Annotated in this window: 21 protein-coding genes, 2 pseudogenes and 1 riboswitch; of the genes and pseudogenes, 6 read left to right on the top strand and 17 right to left on the bottom strand. The window is 60.1% G+C overall.

All coding sequences use genetic code 11. The annotated features are described in order from the left end of the window. Positions 1 to 16 precede the first annotated feature (16 nt). Positions 17 to 1,143 (bottom strand): IS3 family transposase gene (locus tag HRU82_17960; protein ID QOJ36719.1). Its coding sequence is split into 2 segments (ribosomal slippage): positions 17 to 888 and positions 888 to 1,143, totalling 1,128 coding nucleotides; the frame shifts between segments, so codons are not numbered across the junction. Positions 1,144 to 1,157: 14 nt separating this feature from the next. On the opposite strand from HRU82_17960, the gene HRU82_17955 reads away from it, so the two are divergent. After that, positions 1,158 to 2,240, top strand: a complete 1,083-nt coding sequence (locus tag HRU82_17955) for a hypothetical protein (GenBank protein ID QOJ36718.1) — start codon at positions 1,158 to 1,160, stop codon at positions 2,238 to 2,240. A gap of 41 nt (positions 2,241 to 2,281) precedes the next feature. Here HRU82_17955 and modA read toward each other — a convergent pair whose 3' ends face one another. Continuing rightward, positions 2,282 to 3,100 carry a molybdate ABC transporter substrate-binding protein gene (gene modA / locus HRU82_17950; protein QOJ36717.1) on the bottom strand — a complete coding sequence of 273 codons (819 nt, stop codon included), beginning with the start codon at positions 3,098 to 3,100 and terminating at the stop codon, positions 2,282 to 2,284. Between the two features lie 445 nt (positions 3,101 to 3,545). Between modA and HRU82_17945 the strand changes: the two are divergent. The 3 genes and pseudogenes from HRU82_17945 to HRU82_17935 all read left to right on the top strand — a co-directional run bounded on the left by HRU82_17945 (position 3,546) and on the right by HRU82_17935 (position 9,508). After that, positions 3,546 to 6,726, top strand: a pseudogene (locus HRU82_17945) (efflux RND transporter permease subunit). Then, the gene (locus HRU82_17940) at positions 6,723 to 7,925 is read left to right on the top strand and encodes an efflux RND transporter periplasmic adaptor subunit (protein QOJ36716.1); all 1,203 of its coding nucleotides are present in this window, start codon (positions 6,723 to 6,725) and stop codon (positions 7,923 to 7,925) included. Before HRU82_17945 ends, HRU82_17940 begins: the two are co-directional and overlap by 4 nt. A 2-nt stretch (positions 7,926 to 7,927) precedes the next feature. Next, the gene (locus tag HRU82_17935; GenBank protein ID QOJ36715.1) at positions 7,928 to 9,508 is read left to right on the top strand and encodes an efflux transporter outer membrane subunit; all 1,581 of its coding nucleotides are present in this window, start codon (positions 7,928 to 7,930) and stop codon (positions 9,506 to 9,508) included. Between the two features lie 62 nt (positions 9,509 to 9,570). Here HRU82_17935 and HRU82_17930 read toward each other — a convergent pair whose 3' ends face one another. The 3 genes from HRU82_17930 to HRU82_17920 all read right to left on the bottom strand — a co-directional run bounded on the left by HRU82_17930 (position 9,571) and on the right by HRU82_17920 (position 13,008). Further along, the gene (locus tag HRU82_17930; protein QOJ36714.1) at positions 9,571 to 10,035 is read right to left on the bottom strand and encodes an energy transducer TonB; all 465 of its coding nucleotides are present in this window, start codon (positions 10,033 to 10,035) and stop codon (positions 9,571 to 9,573) included. Between the two features lie 121 nt (positions 10,036 to 10,156). Beyond that, positions 10,157 to 12,589, bottom strand: coding sequence for a TonB-dependent receptor (locus tag HRU82_17925; GenBank protein ID QOJ36713.1), 2,433 nt, complete (start codon positions 12,587 to 12,589; stop codon positions 10,157 to 10,159). Positions 12,590 to 12,687: 98 nt separating this feature from the next. After that, positions 12,688 to 13,008: a hypothetical protein gene (locus tag HRU82_17920; GenBank protein ID QOJ36712.1), complete on the bottom strand. Its 321-nt coding sequence runs from the start codon at positions 13,006 to 13,008 to the stop codon at positions 12,688 to 12,690. 160 nt (positions 13,009 to 13,168) lie between these two features. Here HRU82_17920 and HRU82_17915 point away from each other — a divergent pair, with 160 nt between their 5' ends. Continuing rightward, the gene (locus HRU82_17915; GenBank protein QOJ36711.1) at positions 13,169 to 14,227 is read left to right on the top strand and encodes a 3-deoxy-7-phosphoheptulonate synthase; all 1,059 of its coding nucleotides are present in this window, start codon (positions 13,169 to 13,171) and stop codon (positions 14,225 to 14,227) included. A gap of 19 nt (positions 14,228 to 14,246) precedes the next feature. Here the strand turns inward: HRU82_17915 and HRU82_17910 are convergent, their stop codons facing one another. Continuing rightward, a complete protein-coding gene (locus HRU82_17910; GenBank protein QOJ36710.1) occupies positions 14,247 to 14,510 on the bottom strand; it encodes a hypothetical protein in 264 nt (87 codons plus the stop codon). A 294-nt stretch (positions 14,511 to 14,804) separates the two neighbouring features. Continuing rightward, a riboswitch (cobalamin riboswitch) is annotated at positions 14,805 to 14,958 on the bottom strand. A 40-nt stretch (positions 14,959 to 14,998) separates the two neighbouring features. Between HRU82_17910 and HRU82_17905 the strand changes: the two genes are divergently transcribed. Next, positions 14,999 to 15,322 carry a hypothetical protein gene (locus HRU82_17905; GenBank protein QOJ36709.1) on the top strand — a complete coding sequence of 108 codons (324 nt, stop codon included), beginning with the start codon at positions 14,999 to 15,001 and terminating at the stop codon, positions 15,320 to 15,322. A gap of 386 nt (positions 15,323 to 15,708) precedes the next feature. Here the strand turns inward: HRU82_17905 and rpmG are convergent, their stop codons facing one another. The 11 genes and pseudogenes from rpmG to HRU82_17850 form a co-directional block, all read right to left on the bottom strand. Beyond that, on the bottom strand, positions 15,709 to 15,867 hold the full coding sequence (gene rpmG / locus HRU82_17900; GenBank protein ID QOJ36708.1) for a 50S ribosomal protein L33: 159 nt from the start codon (positions 15,865 to 15,867) through the stop codon (positions 15,709 to 15,711). Between the two features lie 21 nt (positions 15,868 to 15,888). Beyond that, complete coding sequence (rpmB, locus tag HRU82_17895; protein QOJ36707.1) at positions 15,889 to 16,125, bottom strand: 50S ribosomal protein L28; 237 nt, start codon at positions 16,123 to 16,125, stop codon at positions 15,889 to 15,891. A 36-nt stretch (positions 16,126 to 16,161) separates the two neighbouring features. Continuing rightward, the gene (locus HRU82_17890; protein ID QOJ36706.1) at positions 16,162 to 17,409 is read right to left on the bottom strand and encodes a GTP-binding protein; all 1,248 of its coding nucleotides are present in this window, start codon (positions 17,407 to 17,409) and stop codon (positions 16,162 to 16,164) included. Between the two features lie 13 nt (positions 17,410 to 17,422). Then, positions 17,423 to 18,670 (bottom strand): GTP-binding protein, encoded by a 1,248-nt coding sequence (locus HRU82_17885; protein ID QOJ36705.1) that lies wholly within the window; start codon positions 18,668 to 18,670, stop codon positions 17,423 to 17,425. A 30-nt stretch (positions 18,671 to 18,700) separates the two neighbouring features. Then, a pseudogene (gene rpsN / locus HRU82_17880) lies at positions 18,701 to 19,006 on the bottom strand (30S ribosomal protein S14). 41 nt (positions 19,007 to 19,047) lie between these two features. After that, positions 19,048 to 19,263, bottom strand: a complete 216-nt coding sequence (locus HRU82_17875) for a 30S ribosomal protein S18 (GenBank protein ID QOJ36704.1) — start codon at positions 19,261 to 19,263, stop codon at positions 19,048 to 19,050. Positions 19,264 to 19,299: 36 nt separating this feature from the next. Beyond that, positions 19,300 to 19,512, bottom strand: coding sequence for a hypothetical protein (locus HRU82_17870; protein ID QOJ36703.1), 213 nt, complete (start codon positions 19,510 to 19,512; stop codon positions 19,300 to 19,302). A 25-nt stretch (positions 19,513 to 19,537) separates the two neighbouring features. Further along, a complete protein-coding gene (locus tag HRU82_17865) occupies positions 19,538 to 20,857 on the bottom strand; it encodes a dihydroorotase (protein QOJ37257.1) in 1,320 nt (439 codons plus the stop codon). Between the two features lie 165 nt (positions 20,858 to 21,022). After that, on the bottom strand, positions 21,023 to 21,241 hold the full coding sequence (locus HRU82_17860; GenBank protein ID QOJ36702.1) for a hypothetical protein: 219 nt from the start codon (positions 21,239 to 21,241) through the stop codon (positions 21,023 to 21,025). Positions 21,242 to 21,290: 49 nt separating this feature from the next. Continuing rightward, positions 21,291 to 21,848, bottom strand: a complete 558-nt coding sequence (locus HRU82_17855) for a hypothetical protein (GenBank protein ID QOJ36701.1) — start codon at positions 21,846 to 21,848, stop codon at positions 21,291 to 21,293. Between the two features lie 16 nt (positions 21,849 to 21,864). After that, entirely contained in the window at positions 21,865 to 22,671 is an 807-nt protein-coding gene (locus tag HRU82_17850) for a ZIP family metal transporter (protein ID QOJ36700.1), read from the bottom strand. Between the last annotated feature and the right edge of the window lie 33 nt (positions 22,672 to 22,704).

The raw sequence follows: 22,704 nt of genomic DNA, 5'->3' as shown, positions 1-22,704 counted from the left end.
GCCGGGCGGTGTACGCCTACGCGGCCGTAGGCCGTGCAGGCACGCTCTCCCAGTACACGCGATCGGGCGTGCGTCCGTCAAGCGCGCGATGCGGCCTGAGCTGATTATAGAAGGTCAGATACCGTACCATCCCGTCCTGGGCGTCTCGGACGGTCTCGTACGCGTGCAGATAGACCTCTTCGTATTTGAGGCTCCGCCACAGCCGTTCGACAAACACATTGTCCCGCCACCGTCCCGTCCCATCCATACTGATCTGGATACCCTGGTCTTTGAGAAACCCGGTGAATTCCTGGCTGGTGAACTGGCAGCCTTGATCCGTGTTGAAGATCTCGGGTGTGCCATACCGGGTGACTGCCTCCCGTACCGCCTCCACGCAGAAGTCTGTGGTCAACGTGTTGGACAGCCGCCACGCCAACACCCGGCGACTGGCCCAATCGAGAATCGCGCATAAATACACGAAGCCACGCCGCATCGGAATGTACGTGATATCAGACGCCCACACATGATTCGGCCGCGTGATCGTCAGCTGACGCAGCAGATAGGGATAAATCCGATGGGCAGGATGCCGCTGGCTGGTCCTCGGCTTCCGATAGATCGCCGCGATGCCCATCCGTCGCATCAGCGTCGCGACCTGTCGTCTCCCAATGGCATGGCCCTCCTGCCGTAACAAATCCCGCAGCATGCGAGCGCCAGCAAACGGATACTGCAGATGGAGCTCGTCGATCCGGCGCATGAGTGCCAGCGTCGCGGCGGAGACAGGCTTCGATTGGTAGTACGCGGTCGACCGGGCCAGCTGCAGCACCTGGCATTGTCGCCCGATCGGTAATGGATGGGTGCGATCACTCATCGCTTTGCGCTCAGCAAGCCCGCCTTGGTGAGCGCGCCTTCTAAAAAATCATTCTCGAGGGTCAGTTGCCCGATCTTGGCATGCAGGGTCTTGAGATCCGGCGCCTCCGACGGCGGTTTTGAGCCGCCAAACACATCCGCCGCCCGAGCCAGCAGCTGTTGCTTCCATTCGGTGATCTGGGTGGGATGGACCCTGAACTGCTCGGCCAACTCGGCCACCGTCTTGTCACCTTTGACTGCGGCCAAGGCCACCTGGGCCTTAAAGGTCGCTCCGTGGTTCCGTCTCGTCCTCTTCATTACCTCGCTCCTTTGTGTCGCCACCTCGCGGTGGCTTTGCTGAAGCCAGGCTACCACTTATCACACTGTCCGAATTTCCGGAGCCCCCTCTGTTCGATCTTGCCAAGAACTTGCAGGAAACTGCTGCAGCTGGATTTCAAGAGCTGCGCATAGCTGAAATGGAAGCATCTTCTCGGGCATTGGCCTCCTACGCAGCCGCCATAATCGAACTACAACAGTCCAACGTTAATCGTTGTCACCAACTTTTCAAGGAGACCGAGGAATATCTCAGAAGTGCTGGGCGATTTGGCAAACAGTTCCACCCCCTAATTGACCATATGAAACCAGAAGCATTTTTTGTGGCTGCGGTTATTGCTATAAATGCTGGTGATATGGTCTCAGCAAGAGCCCTGATAACGAAGGCATCCACCATGTCGGAGAAAGTTGCGACAACATACTATGCAAATGATCCCCGATTTTCTTCAACGTTTTTCGGCCTAGCATACTTCTACAAAGCATTCTTCGACTTTAATGAGGCCCAGAGAGACTTGAATAAGCTCGAACTGGATAAACTTGAGACAAATGACATTGCAAAGAACGCCATTGAAGCAGAAAGACTGTTGGCTCAGGCTGACTTGCAAAACTTACAGGTTTATAACACCCATCATTTTGCAAAAGCTCTCATTGATCTATCGTCTATCATAAGAGGACTATCCATTCGCATGCACCATTGCTTCAAGGCCACATTCAAACCAAACTTGCACGGCTTTGAGGAACTTCAATCCCGTACACATCAAGCAATTGAGAATATCTCTAGAGCTGGCCCGCATGCCACGCCGATGCTTAGATTTTGTGAAGAACTCCTTGGAAGAATAAAAAACCTTGAAAGACTCGCTAGGCCTAGGAAATCAGATTTTGGGATTTATTCTGGTCTCGTTTCTGCAGTGCTATTTTCAACCCTTTTGGTGTCGGGCTTGTGGGCACGGCATCAGTTTGGTTTCGAGCTTGATAATCGGATGTTCTTCATAGTGATAGTAGGTCTCTCGCTGATTGGAGGGTTTGGATTCGGTGCTTTGAGATTCAAGGATTTTTTTCTTTCCGCTTTCAAGACGAAATGAACGCAGAAACTTCCACTTAGCCTCTTCCCAGCGCCCTCAATCTATGGCTCCTCCCGCTTGCTTCCCGCCGCGGAGGGAATGGATGCGGGCTCGAAGCCATACTTGTGCAAGAGTTTTTGGATGCGCGGGCTGGTGATGAAATCGGAAAACTGTGCGGCGGCGGCGCGGGACTCATCGCGGCAGGTCCAAACCACCGCCTCCCCAAAACGGACCGAGATGTGCGCGCCGGCCGGTGTTTCGTCGATGATCCGCACTTGGCCGTTCCCGATGGCGTCGACGCGATACACGATGCCCACATCGGCTTTCCCGCCTTGGACCGCACTCATCACCTCGTCGCTTTGCCGGGCATACATCGTCTTGAAGCGCTGCCTATATCCGGGATCGAGCATGGTGAGCGCCCGGTTCGTGATCGCTCCCAACGATGACGTCTGAGGATCGCCCAGGACCAGGCGGGTCGTGCGATTCGCGAACTCATCGCGCAAGGAGACCGCGAGCGCCCGTGATGATGTCGACATGACCAGCACCAGCGAGGTTTGTGCGTAGACGCGCGGCGCGCCATTGAGCGTCAATCCCTTCTCATACAGTGTCTCGACTTCCTCCAGCGCTCCAGGGAGAAACACATCGATCGGCGCCCCCTGCTCGATCTGCCGACGCAGCGTTTGCGACGGGCCGTATTGCACCTTCACGCTCGCACCGTACTCGTTTTCGAACATCGGGATAATTTCTTGGAACGCCGGCTTGAGGCTTGAAGTCGCCCCGATCACCAGCGGCTCGGCTTGGACAGGATTCGCTGCCGTCCCCACCCCAATGACGAAGCCGAGAACCACGATCGCCGCAACGAACACATGCCGTTCTGCCATAGCATCCTCTCTGTTGTATGGGCCGACGAGGCGGCTATTTGATCTCCTCTTGCGTTCGAGCAGGACGAACGCAAAATCGGTACCACCTACCCCTGCCCCCTCGAACCGACCGCTCGTCGGCCTGCGGCTGCATGCTTCTCGTCACTGAACGGCTCGATCGCTTCGCCTCCTCCCGGCGGCCAAAGAATGAAACCGTGAGATTGCGCACGCTCCGCACGGTACTCTATCGCACGGCTTACGGAGGTGCTTCTTCAGAGTGCGATCATCACGCCGATTACAGGGCTCACATTCCGCGACGTGACGGGACGCTCGGCACGGCATCATTCATGCTCCTTCGAACAGACCATACCAGGAGAGACCTGACGTGACGCAATAGATTCCGGTTCAGACCCGATCAGCGACGGCTCAGCGACGGGAAGACCAATCGCCCTTAGAGGCTTGCGGCATGAACGCCATCGTTCTCATCGCGCTGCGCAGACCCTACACCTTCGTCGTGATGTCCATCCTCATCGTCTTGATGGGAAGCCTCACGGTGCTCCACATGCCGACCGACGTCTTTCCCAACATCACGATTCCCGTCACCTCGGTGGTGTGGATCTATTCCGGTCTGTTGCCGCAGCAGGTGGAGGGTCGCATCACCTATCTGTTCGAGCGGTTCCTCACCTCGACCGTGGAAGGCATCAAATACATCCATAGCCACTCCTACTACGGGAGCAGCATCACCAATATTTTTCTCCAAGACGGAGTCGACGTCGGTAGGGCCGAAGCGGACATCGTGGGCATCGCGCAAAACGTGGTGAAGGCCCTTCCCCCGGACATCTCGCCGCCCATGGTCATGCGTCTTGCGCCGTCCTCCATTCCGGTCGCCATGTTGCAGATCAGCTCCGACACAATGACCCCGGCGGAACTCTATAACCTCGCCTACATGCGTATCCGCCCGCTCCTCGTGACGGTGCCGGGAATCGTGCTCCCGCATCCGTACGGAGGCCAGGACATGCAGATCATGGTGAATCTGGATCAGCAAAAACTTCTCGCGCGTCACCTGACGCCGGCCGACGTTCACGATGTCCTCATGAAACAATATCTGGTCCTGCCTTCGGGCGACATCAAGATCAAGTCGACCGACTGGATCGTGCAGACGAACGCCTCTCCGCTCAAGATCGAGGAATTCGCCGACATTCCCATCAAACGGGAAGGCAATGCCTTCGTGTACTTGCGCGATGTCGCCACGGTGAAGCTCATGGGTCGCGTGCAACAGAACGTGGTGCTGGTGGACGGCAAACAGACGGTCATCATCGTGGCGATGAAGAGCACCGAGGCCTCCACGCTCGACGTGGTGGATGGAATCAAGAAGATGATCCCTCGCGCCGAACAGGTCTCTCCGGAAGGCGTGAAGATCACGCTCCTCAACGACGCCTCCACCTTCGTGAAGGACTCGATCAAGGACGTCGTGCATGAAATGGCGACCGCCGGCGCGCTGGTCGGCCTCATCGTCCTGTTACTGCTCGGCTCCTGGCGGGCCACGGTCATCGTCTGGACCTCGATTCCGCTGTCCATCCTGACCGCCATCATCGGCCTGCATCTCCTCGAAGAGACGATCAACGTCATGACCTTGGGCGGATTGGCGCTGGCCGTCGGCATTCTGGTCGATGACGCGACCGTGATGATCGAAAATATCGACCGGCATATCGACATGGGTAAACCGCTGGAGCAGGCCATCATCGACGCCGCCAACCAGATCGTCGTCCCGACGCTCGTCGCCACGCTCTGCATCGCCATCGTCTGGTTCCCGCTCTTCAAGCTCGGCGGTGTGGCCGGCTACCTGTTCAAACCCATGGCGGAGGCAGTCATCATCGCGATGCTCGCCTCGTTCATCCTGTCGCGCACCCTGGTGCCGACCATGGCGAAATATCTGATGAAGAGTCACCATGTCGCAACCGCATGAACCGCGGGACCAATCCGAGGCAGACCGATCGCGAAATCCCTTCGTGCGATTTCAGAAGGGGTTCGAGCGGCGTTTCAATCGGACCGTCGAGCGCTACGGCGCCCTGCTCGAACGGGTGATCGCCCATCGCAACTCCTTCGTCATGGTCTCGCTGGCGATCGCGCTGGGCTCCCTCTCCCTGTTCTTCTTCCTCGGGCGCGATTACTTTCCCGAGATCCGTTCGGGCGTCATACAGATGCATATGCGGGCGCCGATCGGAACCCGCATCGAGGTGTCGGGGCGCATCGCCACCCTCGTGTCCCGGAGTATCCAGGAGTTGCTGCCCGGTCAGGTCGAAAACATCGTCAGTAATTGCGGCCTACCGGTCGGACCGCACAACTTGGCCTTCATTCCGACGCCGACGATCGGTTCACAGGATTGTGATCTCACGATTCTGTTGAAGGATGAGAAGTCGCCGGTGTGGGAGTATCGCACGCTGCTCCGCAGAGGCCTGAAGGAGCGGTATCCCGGCACGGAATTCACGTTCCAGCCGTCCGATCTGACCGCGCAAATTCTCAACTTCGGCGCGCCTGCACCGATCGACGTGCAGGTCAACGGCCCGGACATGTATTCCAACTATGCGTTCGCCCTCAAATTGGCGGGCAAGTTCCGCGAAATCCCCGGCGCCGCAGACGTGGTCATCCAACAGACGATGCGCACGCCGACCCTCATGGTGGAAGGCAACCGCACCTTCGGGCTCGGCGTGAATAGGACCGAGAAGGACATCGCCGACAACCTGCTCATGACGACCGCCGGCAGTCAGCAAGTCGACCAAATTTATTGGCTCGATCCTTCTACCGGCATGTCGTACCTGATCAACGTCTATACGCCCCAGCCGCAGATCAACAGCGTCAACAGTCTCAAGACCGTCCCGGTGGATTCCTCGACCAACGTCGCGGAAAACAATGTGCAGTTGCTCGGCAATCTGGCCGACATTTCACCGACAGGCACACCGGGTGTGATCACACACGGCAACATCATGCCGTTGTTCGACATCTATGTCTCCGCCGAAGGACGCGACCTCGGAGGGGTCTTGGCGGACGTTCAGGCTGTGGCCACGAGCATGGCACATGAGAAACCCCGCAGCGCAGAAGTACAAATCCACGGCCAGGCCTCGCTGATGTACGAGGCCTACGCCGAACTGATCTTCGGACTGCTCGCCTCGATCGTATTGGTCTATCTGCTGATCGTGGTCAATTTCCAATCCTGGCTCGATCCCTTCATCATCATCACGGCCTTGCCCGGCGCCTTGGCGGGCATCGCGTGGGCCCTGTTCCTCAGCCATACGCGTCTGTCGGAGCCGGCGCTGACGGGCGCCATCTTGACCATGGGCACGGGGACCGCCAATTCGATTCTCGTCGTGTCCTATGCGCGCGAGCGGCTGCAAGAGCACGGCGACGCGCTGCTGGCCGCGCTCGAAGCCGGAAAGACTCGCTTCCGCCCGGTACTCATGACGGCCTCGGCCATGATCCTCGGGATGGTGCCCATGGCAACGGGTTATTCGCAGAACGCTCCGCTGGGCCGCGCAGTCATCGGCGGCTTGCTCGTCGCCACGCTCTTCACCCTGTTTTTCGTGCCCTGCGTCTACGCGATGATCTACAACCGGCGAATGGCTCCGCACAAAGGAGCACCTGCACGATGAAGACGCTGGGAGGAAGGGGCTTGGCCATTGTCGCGATCCTGCTCTGTGCATTTTATGTCGGCTATCGCATGTACGGCAGCAAGAGCGACGCCGCACTGCTGCGTGAACAGACGCTCGCGGATGCCGTTCCCACCGTCGCCGTCGTCCATCCCAAGCCGGGAGCATCGACCGAGACCATCACGCTGCCGGGCAATATCGTAGGTTGGTATGAGGCGCCGATCTACGCGCGCGTCACCGGCTACGTAAAGATGTGGTACAAGGACTACGGCGATCAGGTGAAAGAAGGCGACATCCTCGCCGAAATCAATGCGCCCGATCTCGATGCCGAATATGCGCAGGCCAAGGCGGATCTGGACACGGAGCGCGCCCGGTATAAGCTCGCCGAAGTGACCGCACAACGCTGGGCGGCGCTTCGCCCGAATCACGCGGTCTCAGAACAGTCGATCACGGTCAAAGAACAGGAGTTGAAAGCCGAAGCGGCGAAGGTCAAGGCCGCGGAACAGAAGGTCAGAAACATCGAGGCCTTCATTCGGTTCAAAACGATCGTCGCGCCTTTCGACGGAGTGGTGACGCAACGCACCATCAACGTCGGCGACTTAGTCAGCAAAGAAGGGACGCTCAGTACGCCGAGTGCGAAAAGCAACCTCTTTACGGTGGCCGACGTCCATATGTTGCGCCTCTTCGTCAGTATGCCGGAAACGTTCGGCCCCTTCCTCCAGCCCGGTTTGACCGCCGACGTGACGGTCCCGCAATTGCCCAATCGCCATTTCGTCGCGCAATTCTTGACCGTCGCCAAAGGCTTCGATGTCAGCACGCGCACCGCCGTGACCGTCTTTACGATCGACAACGATGATCGGGCGCTCTGGCCGGGCTCCTATGCTCAGGTCCACCTGACGGCCCCGGTTGATCGGCACGTCTTCATGATTCCTTCCACTGCGTTGGTGTTCCAAGAACAGGGCACGCAAGTCGCGTTGGTGACCGAGGACGACCGCATCCGCCTGCAACCCATCACCGTGAGCAAACTCATGGACAGCGCCGTTGAGGTGGCCGCGGGGATTTCTCTGAATGACCGCATCGTGAACAACCCGAGCGCCGCCTTGCTGGAAGGTGACAAGGTGCGGGTCGTCACGCCGGCGCCCGGCTATGATCTCGTCAGTCAGCCGTCGCCCATGCCACAAGACACATCAAAAGAGCCGTGACCATGGTCTGCATCCTTCGACACTATGCCCGCTCCGCCGCCCCACTGGCCTTGGCCTGTGCACTCGCGGCTTGCGCCTTTCCCGCCGTCGACCTCGCGCCTCCCTACCAGCCGCCGCGCTATGTCGTCCCGGTCTCGTGGCAGGGCTCGAGTCCCTTCGTCGAGGCGAAACCCTCCGATGGAGAACTGCGCCCCGACTGGTGGAGGGAGTTTCATGATCCGATTCTCGACAGTCTGGAGGACCAGGCCATGGTGGCCAATCCCGATCTGCAGGCGGCCGCCGAACGGTTCGTCCAGGCTCGCGACGTCATGATGAAGGCGCGGGCGCAGTACTTGCCTCGCATCGGTCTGGAGATCGGCGCGTCAGGTAACAAGCAGTCGGTCGATGCGCTCTTCCGCCCCCCGAATATTTCGGAGTTCGGCACGACTCTGTATGGGGGAGGCCTGGCCTCTTGGGAGCCGGATTTTTGGTCCGCGCTGCGCAATGCTACGCGCCTGGAGACCTATCGGGCGCAAGAACGCGCGGCCGACTACGGACTGGCGCGGCTCAGCCTGCAGGCCGAGGTGGCGGCGAATTATTTCACGCTGCGAGGCTATGACGCGCAAAGTGCGATCTACGCCCAATCGATCGAACTCTACAAACAATCGCTCGCGCTGGTAAACGCCCAGTTTGCCGGCGCCATCGCCTCAGCCCTGGACGTCGCTCGCGTCGAATCACTGCTCTTCAGCACCGAAACCAAATACGCCCAAATCCAAGGACAACGTCAGGTGACGGAACAGGCCATCGCCATTCTGCTGAACAAGGCGCCAGCCGCTTTCACGATCGACTCGGTCAATGAACTGCGGGTGGCGCACTTCACCATCCCGCACACCATCCCGTCCACCTTGCTCGAACGTCGGCCCGATATCGCGGCGATGGAACGCCGAATGGCGGAGGCCAACCGTGCCATCGGCATGGCTCGCGCCGCCTTTTTCCCGAATGTGTCGTTCCGCCTCTCCGGCGGGTTCGAAGACAACGGGTTCAATCTGATCTCACTCGCGAATAGTTTCTGGTCCTATGGCTCTGCCGTTTCACTCCCGCTCTTTCAGGCCGGCTATCGGCGCGCGCAATTGCAGCAGTCTTGGTCGGCCTATCGCGAGACGGAAGACCTCTACCGCTCGACGGTGCTGAACGCCTTTCGCGAAGTGGAGAACAATTTGAGCCTGACGAATCGATTGACCGCCGCGGCCAACCGCCAAGACGCGGCGGTGGGGGCGACCCAGAAGGCGCAGGACCTCACCATGGAGCTCTATCAGGGGGGGCTGGCTTCGAGCCTCGAACTCATTTATGCGCAGGTGGCCACGCTCACGGCGCGTATCGACTCGGTGCAGGTCAAGGCGGAGCTCCTCCGGTCGTCGGTGGCCCTCCTCCGGGCCCTCGGCGGCGGATGGCATCGCGAGCAATTACCGACGGACGATCAAATCCAGCCATTCGGCACGTTTCAATATACGAACCTCGACAAGCCTCCGCCCGCCGGCGGGATCGATGTCAACGCGGACAACAATTGGGCGCACAATGATCTGACCACACGTACCGGCCGGTAATCGGCCTTCGCCGTAGCCGACGACCTACCGCGGATGGCTGGTGAAGCAGCCGCCCTGCCTCACTACTGCGAACGGAAGTGAATCCGCACGGTCAGCTCGCCGTCGACGGGGTCGTCGCCGTTGAGTTGGGGAAGGAAGGTCCATTTGTTGAGCGCGATGATGCCGGCCACCGTCAGCTCCCGATGCTTCGCCGGCTCCAGCACGACGACGGTCACCTGAGCGTCCTTCGATACGAGCAGCCGCGCCTTCATCCAATCATCGAGCGGTTTGCCGTCCAACGACGAAGGAATGGCCGGCCACGGTGTGGATTTGGCGACCGGCCCCAACTGCTGGTCCTTGTTCAAGGGCAAGCCGTGAACGTGGACCTCGGGCAATTCGATGATGTCCGCATCGAGCGCATGGTCCGCCTCATGCGTCGCCTCATCACCCGTCACGGCCCACGCCCCAACCGGCGGACACAGGCACAAGACACAGAACCCCACCATCGTTCTCGTGACGCGATCTCTTGCAGCAATCATGTTCGTCATATCGTCTTCCAACCAATTGCGAGATGATGCTCAAACGGGCCATCCAGCAAGGCACCCTTGCGGTACGTCGCAGGGAGCCGGGCGACTGAGAACGTCGCTGGTGGCCCGGTTCAGCATCATACTAAAAGAACCATTGGCCACGAAAGAAAAACGACCGTGGCGTGCCCGCGTGGGCCACGCCCAGCCCGATGCTGCCTTCGCCCTGGTTGATGTAATACTTTTGATCCAACAGGTTGATGATGTCGAACCCCAACAGAAATTTCTGCCCTTCCCACGGCAACGTGAATACATGCGAAATGGACAGGTTGTAGATCGTATAGGAGGGGCTGTGCGTGGAATTGGTCTTCGCGTCTTCGTTTTCCGCCGTCCGCAGGCCGGAAGCGAACAACATCTGTCCCGTGAAAGTGGTGCGTTCCAGCAAGCGGTAACTCACGATGGCCGAACTCGTGAGCGTCTGCATATGGTCGCAGAACACGCCCCCGCGTGAGTTGACATCCGTAATCTCCTTCGCCTCCAGCAGAAAGTGGCCGGATTGCAGGCCGTAACCTTTGCACTGTCCCCAGGCTACATTCCCTCGTGCGGTCAGGTTCTCGTTCAGTTGCAGTTTCAAGGCGCCGTCGATGCCGCGTTGCCAACCTCGCTCGAAGGCAAAGTAGTTCAGCAGGGGCGTAGTGCCGAATTGACCGGCATCGGAGAGAAAGTTGCTGAGCTTGTACCAGCCGGTGAATTGCAGCGTCGCGTAACGGTTCAAGGCATGGTAGCTGCCGACTTCGAAATAGTGCGCCCGCTCGGCCCGCACCGTGTTGTTGGTTACGTCCTCCGGTTGCGCCCTGGTCCCGAGCGTATTCAGCTTGGCGAAGGAAATCGCTTCCAAGTTGGGCGGCGTGAACATCCGGCCGTAGAACGCGTGGAACACGTTCGCTTGATTGTATTTATAGGTGGCCCCGACTCGCGGACTGACCTGGCCTTCACTCCGCAAATACTGCACCGCGTCGCCACGCAGGCCGAGATTGAAGGTCCACTTGTCGTTGGGGCTCCATTGATCCTGGATCCAGAATTCTTGGCGGTAGCCGATCTGGCGGTTGTCGGCATTGAGTCCGAGCAAGTCTCCCGTCGGATTGCCTGCTCCATCGTCCGCAAACGTGAACAACCGCGTCTTGTTCACCGCTTGGGTGCGATCGATCTGAAAGCCCGCTTTGATGAGGTGATGTTTGTTGTGCACATAGGTGTAGTCGAACCGCAGGCCGGTGGAATAGGCGTTGCGATCCTGATCGGACGCGGAAAACGGCTCCGCCGGATCGGCAGTATAGGCCAGGACATTGAACGGATCGGTCTTGAAAGTCGCGCGTGTGTGGCGGAAGTAACCCGCGAGGCTGAAGAAGTTGTTGGCATTCACGTCGTGCCGCCACACCATGTGGCCGTATTGGTTGTTTTCCTTTTGAAATTCATTGATGGCCTGGGAGGCGACGGGAGTGAAGCCGGGACGACTCGCCTGGAGCAGCGGCAATAGCTGTCCGCTGGGGTCGAGTTCGAGGCCCGGCGTGGTCGGAATTTGATACTTCGCCACCGAGTTCAGGAATAACCAGGTGAAGTTGTTCTTGTTGTCGTGCTGGTAGTCGCCGCGGAGGAAGGTCTGATTGCGTTCGCTTTGCCCATGGAAGATGGAATGGCCCAGGGTCGGCGGCTCGATGCCGCGATTCGTCGCGGTATGGCTGTTCAAAATGTAAAAGCGGAACTTCTCGCCGATCGTGCCGCCATATTCGAAGGACGGATTGATCGTCTGGTTGGAGCCGCCCATGATCTGAGCCGACCCGAAGGCCGGCTTGGTGCCGCTCTTGGTGGTGATGTCCAGCACCGCCGCCGCCTTGTTGCCGTATTGCGCCTCCATGCCGCCTAGGATGATGTCCGCCCGCTCCCAAGCCCGAGGGCTGATAACGTCCGAGAAGGTCGTGGAGACCGTGTCGGGAATCGGCACCCCGTCGATGCGCAGCTGGAGATTCGCATGGTCCTGTCGGATGTGGACCTGCTTCAGTGATCCGTAGACCGCGCTCGGGATCGTGAGCAGCACGTCGTGCAACTCGTTGTTGTTCCCGCGCGGGAGTTCTTCGATTTCCTTGCGACTGAGCGCATAGGTTTCGCTGGAAGCCTTGTATTGAATCGGCGCCAAGGGCGAGACGACTTCGAGGGCGATCTCTCGCGTTTTCGAGAGCGTCAGTGTCACGCGTCCCGGCTGCTCCGTCCCGACCTTCAAAATGGCATACTCGCTCCGATAGGTATCCTGCACGGCGCTCACGGAGTAGGTCCCAGGTTCCGGCACCTCCACGGCAAATTCTCCCGCATCGTCGGCTACGCCCGTACCGACCAGCACGCCCTCCTGATCCTTGACCTCCACTGTGGCCTGCGGCACACGCCGGAGGTCCTGATTTTGCACCGTCCCGGTAATCGTTCGCCCCTGCCCCGCCGCAGGCACCTGCGCCTGAACGGCGACTGGTCCCAAGACCATCAGGGCAAGGACGGCACCACACACTCGGCACATCCGTTTCAACACAGACATCGCAACCTCCCATAGTTCCAGTCCCACGCATCGACGCAGAGCACGGCCCAGTGTCTGAACGCAGGGGTCCCATCAACGTGAATGAAGCTGGTACGGGCTTAGGATTGAGGAGGCGCGCGTGAGGCGCGAGAAGCAGGGAGCGATTGGGACACGAGGATGGGTGCACGAACCGGCTGCGGAGGCGCATGGGCCAGGAACGCAGACGGGGCCGGGACATCGCCCGCCAGCGAGTGTCCCGTGTGATATTGCACCCACTGACAGAGGTCGGTATCGGAATGTTCGTGGCCGTCGTGGTCGGCCGCCGCCAGTTCGTGGTGAATCTCCAGCGCGACGGCAAACGGCGCCATCGCGAGCAAGAGCGCGACGAGCAGCAACGCAACGAGCGACCCGGTTTTGAACTGCCTCAGGCGAGACACCATGACCCTGTTCGTACGTAGAGCAAGACGGCGTGAGTTGTAGCAAAAGGTTTCGCGTGATGCAAGGACGATCCGACTTGGTCTTTCTCCTATGGACTTTCCGCCCTGAATTCAGTATGTTGTGTCACCATACTACAATCAGCGACTCACCTAAAGGACGACCATGACCAGGCCGATAGACAACCAACACGTCATCGAAATCAAACCGCTGCCCTCCCCGCGAGAGGTGAAGACCCGTCTGCCGATCACGGACGACGTCTCCGAGCTGGTCTTTCAAACCAGGCAGGCGATCAGAAATATCCTGCATGGCCGTGATATGGAACGGCTCATCGTGATCGTGGGCCCCTGCTCAATTCACGATCCCGATGCCGCCTACGAGTACGCCGAGCGGCTCAAGCCGGTTGCCGACGCCGTCCGCGAGAAGCTCCTGGTCGTGATGCGCACCTATTTTGAGAAGCCCCGTACCACGGTCGGTTGGAAGGGGCTCATCAACGATCCCCATCTGGACGGCACCTGCGAGATCGCCCAGGGCATCCAACTGGCCCGCACGATTCTGTTGAACATCAACGGCAAGGGCCTGCCCTGCGCGACCGAGTTGCTCGATCCCGTCACGCCGCAATACATCGCCGACCTCTTGAGTTGGACCGCCATCGGCGCGCGGACGACCGAAAGCCAGATCCATCGTGAGATGGCCAGCGGTCTCTCGATGCCGGTCGGCTTCAAGAACGGCACAGAAGGCAGCCTGCAGGTGGCCATCAATGCGATGATCACCAGCCGGAGCCCGCACCATTTTGTCGGCGTGAATGCCGACGGCGTCACTTCCATCATCAAGACTACTGGCAACCCGGACCACCACATCGTGCTGCGCGGGGGAGGCGGCCGCACCAATTACAGCGTCGAAGACATTGCGCGAGCCGAATCGGCCGTCGCCGGCGAAGGCCTCGCCCGCGGCGTGATGGTCGACTGCTCCCACGACAATTCCGGGAAGAACCATCAACGCCAGGTCGAAGTGGCCGGCGAGGTCATCAAGCAGTTCCAGGACGGCCGCCGCTCCATCATGGGACTCATGCTGGAAAGCCACCTACAGGGCGGCCGACAGAGCTGGGAGCCTGGCAAGCACTTGGCCTATGGCATGTCGATCACCGACTCCTGCCTGGCTTGGAGCGACACCGAAGCGCTGCTCTACGGCATGGCGGAATCGCTGGCAGCCAAGACCGTCTAGCAACCTTCGATTAGGCGGTTCATGGGCCGTGGCGCTCAACAAACCGTCTCGCCAGGCAGGCCAATCTGGCATTGCGCAGTCCACGGCGTCGACGTTCCGGCGTGACCTTTACCGTACAGCCACGAAGCGGGGCCACGCCGCCGACCTTCGGACGATATCCCGGTCTGCAGCGCTCCGGGTCCGCTTGGAAGAAATGCTCTCCCCAATCCATCACCGTCCCCCCTGCCGCCTCATGCTTGCGTGCATGGTGCCACCTCGCCACGTTGCCCACTGAACCAGACATTTCCAACCACTTCCCATCGTGTAGTACGTCTCAAATAGCCCTAAGCCCCGATCGCACTCCAGCCGCTCGACGACCCCCTCCTGGTCGGCGACCAGCACCTTGCGGGCCACACCGCCTGGATGCCATGCGGCACACGATCCGGAAACGACAGCGCTCCATTCTGTAATTCCACGGGAAACTCTCCCCGGCTCTCCGGGACTATCCCCAATGGGCTCCCTGCAATACCAACGTGTCGTCGACACTCCCACTGTTCTCTCACCTGCATGATGACCACCTCCCTGAGTGCGCAAGGACGTGGTGGAACATGGAGTGGATAGGCGATCTGGCTGTCGAACCCCAACGGTTCGATCACAGTGGCGGCTCCGCGAGGGACTCGCACCCTCTTTCCCTATCCGACTCACCTAGCGATTGACTGATGACGATCGAAACCCTCGCCCCTCCCTGGTCTCCTGCGACGACTGTTCCACCCACCATCCGGTTGTTTGTCCATGAGCAAGCGACACGAAGGGAACGGCTTCCACCCCACAATTGGCGTGCGAGATGCTCAGCGAATTAATTCTCGGGAATACAATGGAATCAGCAGGCAGGGGGCCGCGACCGGACGGAGAGAGCAGGTCGGCGGATTGGCCGCTGTGTTCGAGAGGCAAGGCGAGCGACACCACGAGAACGAGGATCAGGATTCCGCCGTCGCTCGGCGTGATTCCAGACCCGGCAGCATGGTCGAGCCAGGCATGGTCGTTGAGGACCGTGTGGGCTGGGTCTCCCGTAAGCACACCCAACTCATGGTCGAGCAATACCATCGGCAAGGGTAAGGCTAGCGCCAGATACGCGATCAGGATGACGATGATGGCGCCACAGGCGCGGCTTCGGATCATGACGCTTCCTTGCCTGCCGAAGTATCGTGGCCAGAGAGCGGGCCATGACCGCATCCCTGGATGTTGAGGCCGCCGCCGAAGACGTTGTTCACGGTCGCCGGAGGCGCCTGGGACCCGGCTGGGGGATCGGCCATCGCCGCCCCACGCGCGACAAGCCCGACCCCCGCCGAAAACAGCGAAGGTATGCGCTCTAAGGGAGCCCGGCAAATCACACAATTCGTGATAGGCTTGTCATTCATCGATTGCCAAAACGTGAACCGCCTCGGGCAATCCGACGGCCCCCGGCAATCTTGCGATCGGTATTCATAAATCGGCATGGCGACCTACCGTTTCTCCTTGTGCGTCGCATGCTTTCGGCAACGCGCGCAGTATTTCTTCAACTCAATGCGATCCGGATCATTCTTTTTATTCTTCGTTGTCCAATAGACCGACATGCCCGGCGTCTCACAGCCGGTGCAGGCCACTGCCATTACTCCACGCATGATGAAACTCCTTTACCCCGGTTAGATCTTCTGGCCGTCTGCCCGCATGTCCGCGACGACTCGCGCAAGCCCCTTCTTGTCGATAATCTTCATCCCGTGCGCCGAGACCGATAAGGTGATCCAGCGGTGTTCATCCGGCAGAAAATACCGCTTCCGCTGAATGTTCGGCAGAAACCGCCGCTTGGTCCGGTTATTGGCATGACTGACATGGTTCCCAGCCATCGGCTTTTTTCCCGTCACCTGACAATACCGTGCCATCAAATACTCCTGTTCTTCCTGTCACATGCCGCCGGCTTATGCGCCGGCCGACTCCAATTCCTGATCGTTGACCTGTCGCGGGAAGGGATCCTCCGCCCTGCTCCATGCGGCCAAGCCCTGCCGCCACTCCTCGTCCGTCAGCAGACATGCGTCGAGCATGGAGGTCAGCGAGATCTGGTCCATATTCCGTCCGATCACGACCAGTTCCTGCGTTCGATCCCCGAACTCGGCATCCCACACACCTTCAATCCGCCGATGTTCCGTTTCGTCATCCGGCCATTCCGTTTCGGGCATCGCGGCATACCAGCGCCCGATCCACCGCACCGAACCGGCCCCACCGGCCTGCGACCAGAGGCCGATCAGGTCAGGCCTCGACGCAATCCAAAACAATCCCTTGGATCGAAGGACGCCCGGCCACGTCAGTTGCATCGCGTTCCACCAGCGTGTGGGATGGAACGGCCGCCGCGCCCGGTAGACGAAACTCGTCACCCCATATTCATCGGCCTCTGACGACTCCTCTCCGCGCAAGGTCTGCATCCACCCCGCGGCCTGACTGGCCCGCTCGAAGTCAAAGAGCTTGGTATCGAGCAACGCCGTGAGCGGCACACGCCCTTCCACGGCACGCAGAATACGAGCTTCGGGATTCAACTTCGTCAGGATCGCCTCGAGCGTCCCCAATGCACCCGGAGACACCAGATCCGTCTTATTGATGACTAACACGTTCGCAAACTCCACCTGATCGATGAGCAAATCCGTGATTGTCCGCTCATCCTGTTCGCCGAGTGCCAATCCGCGCGCCGCCAGATCCTCCGCCTGCTGATAGTCCTTCAGAAAATTCGCGGCGTCGATGACGGTCACCATCGTATCCAATCGCGACACTGTGGAGAGGCTTCGCCCGCCTTCGTCCTCGAACTGAAACGTTTCGGCCACCGGCATCGGTTCTGAGATGCCGGTCGACTCGATCAGCAGATAGTCGAAGCGCCTGGCCTCCGCCAGACGGGTCACCTCTTTGAGAAGGTCCTCCCGCAGGGTGCAGCAGATGCAGCCATTGCTCATCTCAACCAGTTGTTCCTCGGTGCGGCTCAACGACGCCTCCCCCTGCTTCACGAGGGCGGCGTCGATGTTGACCTCACTCATGTCGTTGACGATCACGGCCACTCGAAGCCCCTCCCGATTGTGAAGGACGTGATTGAGCAAGGTCGTCTTCCCCGCACCCAAAAATCCCGATAGCACCGTCACCGGCAGGCGGCGGTCTTGCGAAACCTGCGTCGTCGTGGTCGTCATCCCTTGACTCCTTTCATTCGGAATCCGTCTCATCCTCTCGCGATCCCGCCTCCTGCGTCGCCCGCTCGAACGGGTCGTCGAATCGACGCCAACCGTCCTCACCAAGCAAGAGTTCCTCCGCAGTCAGCAGACAGCCCCTCAGGCGGGCGAACAGTGCCTCCTGATCGGCTCCATACCCGATACACGCCAGTTCCTGACGTCGATCTCCAAACTCGATCGTCCACTGCGACTTCAGGCGGCGCAGAAACGCCTCGTTGGTCGGCCACTCAGGCTGCGGCGTCGCCACCCACCACTGCCCCACCCATTCGAAGTGCCGGCTGCCGGCCGTCTGCTCCCAGGAGAAGCAGCGGTCCGGCTCCGATGCCAACCAGAAATACCCCTTGCAACGCAGGACACCGGGCCAGTCCTCTTCAATACAGCGCCACAAGCGTTCCGGGTGAAACGGACGGCTCGCGCGGAACACCCCCGTGCTCCATGCTTGTGATGGTTCGGGCGGAACGTCGGCCTGGTCGATCAACTTGGCCCAGCCCGGCTGGAAACTGATGCCGTATTCTGCCCCGTCCCTGCGGGCCAGAATGCGCTCTTCCCGTTTCACCCTGTCGGCAGCCAAAAGGACTTCGGCCTCCGGATTCAGATACCGAAGGAGCGTGATGACCCGTTCACGGCAGTCCACGTCGATCCCTGCACTCCGATTGAGAGCGATCAATGAGCAGTGCTCGATCTGCTCCACCAGCAGCTCCGAGAGCACTCTGGTATCGTCTTCGCCGCCACTCATTCCCCGCTCCCTCAACGCGTCGGCACTGCGAATGCCTTCCCAGACGGTCGCGGCATCCACCACCGTCACCAACTGCTCCAGTCGGGCCAGCCCGGCGAGCGGCTCCTCATCTGCAATAGCATCATTGAAGACCGCCGCCGCCATGGTCGCTTCGACCAGTCCTGAACATTCGACGATCAGTCGATCGAATCGACGCATTTCAGCGATGGACGAGATAGCATCCGTAAGCGCCTCGCGAAACGAACAGCTCACGCAGGACCGCGTCAACTCGGCCAACGATTCCCCCAACGAGTAGATGTTTATGGCTTGACCGGCCCCGTCAACTGCCGCCCAATCATGTTCGCTACGGTCGTGGACCAGTACTGCCCATTGTTCGGTCCCACGTTCAGCGAGCAACTCCCGAATCACCGTGCTCTTTCCCGCCCCCACGAATCCGCACACCATGGTCACCGACAAGGGACGAGATGATATTTGTTCACTCGACATGGGTCACCTCCGACACCTTCAGACTCTGGCTCACCAACTCGACTTACGCACGCCGGGAATCTCCCCCTTCAGCGCCAACAGCCGGAAATCAATGCGCGACATACCGAATCGTCTCAGATATCCACGTACCCGGCCGGAAACCCCACAACGGTTCCGGACCCGCACCGGAGATGCATTGCGCGGCAACGAGTTCAACCTGCTCTGGGCCTCCTATTTCTCTCCCGGACTAGCGGCCTGGTTTTTGACGACTGCTTTCAAGGTTCGGCGTTGTTCGGCATACTTCGCCACCAACTGTTTGCGCTTCTCGTTTCTCAACTGGCTGCTCAATTTGGCCATGGCTCTGTCCTCATTGGTTGATCAACCGGCTATGCTCCAGACTAGGATCCTTCCGGCCCCGCAAACGGTAACAGCGCCATATGGCGCGCCCGCTTAATGGCCTGCGCGATCACCCGTTGCCGCTGCAGGCTGTTGCCCGTCATTCGCCTCGGCAACATTCTTCCCCGCTCGCTCAGAAATCTCCGCAACCACTCAACGTTCTTCCAATCCACCGGCGTGGTGTCGTCGATGACCCGACGCCGTCGTTCAGGTAACATTCCTCCTCCTTTCGTCTTTACACGCAGTTCCGCCAATCACCCCCGCTTCTCGCATGTGAAGTCGCGTTCCTCGCATTCCCTCGCGCCCATTCCGATCCATGTCCCCTGCTGCACGGCAAGACACCGCCGACAGGTCTGGTCGGAAAAGGGCGAGAGTCCCAGGATCCAGTCGGGCGAAAATTCCCCCTGATACTCCTTCGGAAGAAACGCAAGAAAGCCGGACGGCGGCGTTGCGAGCGGTTCAGTCATGGTGTCCCTCACAGACAATGGTTCATCATCTTGCTTGATGACGCTGATAGACTGTCACACCTGCCACCAGGGTTCGTATGACCTGTCCCTGCAGCGCCCAGCCAACAAACGGCGTATTGCGGCCTTTTGATCGAAACCGTTCAGGGTGCACCGTCCAGGACGCCTCAAGATCGATCAGCGTGACGTCGGCGACTACTCCCGGCTCGAGTGTGCCTTTCTGTAGCCCAAGGACCGCAGCGGGAGCGCTGGTCAAACACGTGATCGCTCGTTCTAACGTCAATCGCCCCTGTTGGACGAGACGCTGGGTCAACGCGAAGGCTGTTTCCAACCCGACGACACCGAAGGGCGCCCGATTCATTCCCCACTGTTTCTCGTATTCGGCATGCGGCGCATGGTCCGTCGCGATCGCGTCGATGGTGCCATCCGCCAATCCCTCAATCAGCGCGGTACGATCCCGCTCACTCCGCAAGGGTGGATTCATCTTGGCATTCGCTCCATAGGTCGGCACCGCTTCGTCAGTCAGCGTAAAATGATGCGGGCATACTTCCGCCGTGATCCGCACTCCGTCCGGCTTGGCCTTGCGCACCATCTCGACTCCGCCTGCCGTGCTCAGATGTGCGACGTGCAGTCGGGCTCCGGTCTCCCTGGCCAACCGGATGTCGCGCGCGATCATTCGGTCCTCCCCATCACCGGGCATCCCCCGCCATCCCATGGCTCGAGACACCGGCCCATCATTCATGCACCCGCATCCGGAGGCCATCGTATCTTCACAATGGGCGATGACCGGCAGATCCAATTCGGCGGCAGACTGCATCGCCCGCCGCATGATCTCATCGCCCATGACCGGCCGGCCGTCATCGGACAGGGCCACGCAACCGGCTTGTTTCAGTGTCCGAAAATCGGCGAGTTCGCGGCCCGCCGACCCCAGCGTGATGGCTCCGATCGGATAGACATGGGCCGACGCCGTCGCCTTGGTCCGTTCGATGATCCAACCTGTCACAGTGATGTCGTCGTTGACCGGCTTCGTATTCGGCATGCAACAGACCGTCGTAAACCCGCCCGCCGCCGCGGCGGCAGTTCCAGTGGCAATCGTCTCCTTATATTCGTGTCCCGGCTCGCGGAGGTGGACATGGAGGTCGACAAAACCAGGCAAGACGAGTAGTCCCGTCACATCGACGCATTCCGCCGTGGCCGGCGGACTGGTGTCCGGCGTTACCACGGCGTCGATCACACCGTCCTTGATCCATACATCCGCCTCCCTGTTCGATCGGCCCGGATCGAGGACCCACCCGCCCATGAGGACGAGGACGGAACGCTTCTCCACTCTGTTCTCTCTATTGACCATCAGTCCCCATCGGCCTAGACTACGCCCATCAGATCTGCCCACGAAGGGAGCCTTGCGATGAGCGACCACCCCATTCACGACCGTCACGACCATCAGCATGGAGCGCACTGCGGGCATCCGGCTGTCACCCATGATGGCCACACCGATTATTTGCATGACGGACACCTACACCACCTGCACGGCGACCACGTCGATGAACACCGGCTGGACGTCACCAACCACAACCCCACCGGCTGCACACCGACCCATCGCTGCGAGGGACATGAGTCCGGGCATCGCCACGGGAGCACCTGTGGCCATCCCGCAGTGCCACACGGCGACCACGTCGACTACCTTGTCGCCGGTCATCTGCACTTTGCCCACGGCGCCCATTGCGATGACCACGGGCCCTTGCAACTCGCCTAACGCGCGCTCCCTCCCGATGACGCGGGCGCTAGACCTTCTGGCGCCCCCGTCCCTTCGCTCTGATCACACGATCAAGAAATCCGCTGACCTCAGCCGCGCGCATCTGATCGTGGGGGATGTCCACTTCCACGAAGTACCCGTCCTGCAAGGCAAACAACCCATGCGCAATACGATGGTGACCCTCCACGCCGACGCCGAACGTGGTCACGAACGCCTCACGACTCGCAGCATCCGCAGAGCACAACGAATAGCCGGCAGCCTGGATGTTCGGATGGAACTGATCGACCTCCTGCCAATGGCTCTCGTGATCCGCCGAGACGTGCACGATCCGCAGCTGTTCGGATAGAGCACGGCCTCGTTCATCCAAATCGACGATCTGTGAGAGGCAGGCATGCTTGTGAATGTTCGGAATGGTCGAGACCACGATCACGCCTCGGCAGAGATCTTCGGCCGTGAGCGGACGGTCCGCACGCCTGGCGGCCGGAATCACGAACTTCCCCCGAAGCCGCTCTCCGGGTGCGGGGACGATTCCCGTTAAATGGATGGTCTGCGTGCCCAGTTGCGCCTGCCTTCTCGTCGAGTCCATGCCCGCCTCCTCGCCATCAATGCGGCAACATCGTGAGCGCCCCGATTGTGACCATTCCCGCAATCATCATGGCGAATTGCCACAGGCCCTTGGCGGCGCCGACACGCCCGTGCAACCCCGGCACCAAATCCGCGAGCCCGATGTAGAGGAAGCTGGCAGCCGCCACGCTGAGCGCGTAGGGCACAATCGCTTCTGCATACCCGAGCCCCCCATAGGCGATCACCACCCCGACGAGGGTGCCCAACCCCGAGACCGTGTTCCAGAAGAACGCCCGCCAACGTGAAAAGCCGCTCGAGAGGAGAATCGTGAAGTCGCTCAATTCTTGAGGCACTTCATGCCCCAACACCGCCAACGTCGTCACCAGCCCCAGACCCGGCGAGGCCACACAGGCGGCACCGATGGCGATACCGTCCGCCATGTTGTGAACCCCGTCGCCGATCAACACGAGCATCCCGGTCTTCTTCGCTATCCCATGGGCGTGACCATGGTCATGCCTTGAAGAATGCAGCTCGTGGCCGGACTCCTCCCCGTGCGCGTGCCGCCAGATCACCGTCCATTCCAGCACGAAAAACAACACCAATCCGGCCAGCAAGGAGAGGCCCACTTCAAGAATGGGAATATGTCCCAGCGCCTCGGGAATGAGGCCGATAATCGCGGTTGCTAACATCGTCCCGGTCGCGTAACTCAGGAGGTACGGCATCGCGCGGTGCCGCCATCCATCGGGGATGAACAGCACGAGACAGGCCGGGATCAAGGCACCCAGACTTCCGAGTAGCCCCATCAGAACGGCAAATCCCCAGGTCGGCTCGGCGGGGACCATCATGCGAATGCCCTCCGACACCGCATGCCCTGTAAT

The sequence above is a fragment of the Nitrospira sp. genome, assembly GCA_015709715.1.
Lineage (GTDB): Bacteria > Nitrospirota > Nitrospiria > Nitrospirales > Nitrospiraceae > Nitrospira_A.
This window is presented reverse-complemented; position numbering and strand designations above follow the sequence as displayed.

What these genes read in the sequence shown, in the direction of transcription:
- modA (QOJ36717.1), bottom strand. Translation starts at nt 3,100, where the DNA reads ATGGCAGAACGGCATGTGTTCGTTGCGGCGATCGTGGTTCTCGGCTTC.
- HRU82_17940 (QOJ36716.1), top strand. Translation starts at nt 6,723, where the DNA reads ATGAAGACGCTGGGAGGAAGGGGCTTGGCCATTGTCGCGATCCTGCTC.
- HRU82_17935 (QOJ36715.1), top strand. Translation starts at nt 7,928, where the DNA reads ATGGTCTGCATCCTTCGACACTATGCCCGCTCCGCCGCCCCACTGGCC.
- HRU82_17930 (QOJ36714.1), bottom strand. Translation starts at nt 10,035, where the DNA reads ATGACGAACATGATTGCTGCAAGAGATCGCGTCACGAGAACGATGGTG.
- HRU82_17925 (QOJ36713.1), bottom strand. Translation starts at nt 12,589, where the DNA reads ATGTCTGTGTTGAAACGGATGTGCCGAGTGTGTGGTGCCGTCCTTGCC.
- HRU82_17920 (QOJ36712.1), bottom strand. Translation starts at nt 13,008, where the DNA reads ATGGTGTCTCGCCTGAGGCAGTTCAAAACCGGGTCGCTCGTTGCGTTG.
- HRU82_17915 (QOJ36711.1), top strand. Translation starts at nt 13,169, where the DNA reads ATGACCAGGCCGATAGACAACCAACACGTCATCGAAATCAAACCGCTG.
- HRU82_17910 (QOJ36710.1), bottom strand. Translation starts at nt 14,510, where the DNA reads ATGTCTGGTTCAGTGGGCAACGTGGCGAGGTGGCACCATGCACGCAAG.
- HRU82_17905 (QOJ36709.1), top strand. Translation starts at nt 14,999, where the DNA reads ATGAGCAAGCGACACGAAGGGAACGGCTTCCACCCCACAATTGGCGTG.
- rpmG (QOJ36708.1), bottom strand. Translation starts at nt 15,867, where the DNA reads ATGCGTGGAGTAATGGCAGTGGCCTGCACCGGCTGTGAGACGCCGGGC.
- rpmB (QOJ36707.1), bottom strand. Translation starts at nt 16,125, where the DNA reads ATGGCACGGTATTGTCAGGTGACGGGAAAAAAGCCGATGGCTGGGAAC.
- HRU82_17890 (QOJ36706.1), bottom strand. Translation starts at nt 17,409, where the DNA reads ATGACGACCACGACGACGCAGGTTTCGCAAGACCGCCGCCTGCCGGTG.
- HRU82_17885 (QOJ36705.1), bottom strand. Translation starts at nt 18,670, where the DNA reads ATGTCGAGTGAACAAATATCATCTCGTCCCTTGTCGGTGACCATGGTG.
- HRU82_17875 (QOJ36704.1), bottom strand. Translation starts at nt 19,263, where the DNA reads ATGTTACCTGAACGACGGCGTCGGGTCATCGACGACACCACGCCGGTG.
- HRU82_17870 (QOJ36703.1), bottom strand. Translation starts at nt 19,512, where the DNA reads ATGACTGAACCGCTCGCAACGCCGCCGTCCGGCTTTCTTGCGTTTCTT.
- HRU82_17865 (QOJ37257.1), bottom strand. Translation starts at nt 20,857, where the DNA reads ATGGTCAATAGAGAGAACAGAGTGGAGAAGCGTTCCGTCCTCGTCCTC.
- HRU82_17855 (QOJ36701.1), bottom strand. Translation starts at nt 21,848, where the DNA reads ATGGACTCGACGAGAAGGCAGGCGCAACTGGGCACGCAGACCATCCAT.
- HRU82_17850 (QOJ36700.1), bottom strand. Translation starts at nt 22,671, where the DNA reads ATGATGGTCCCCGCCGAGCCGACCTGGGGATTTGCCGTTCTGATGGGG.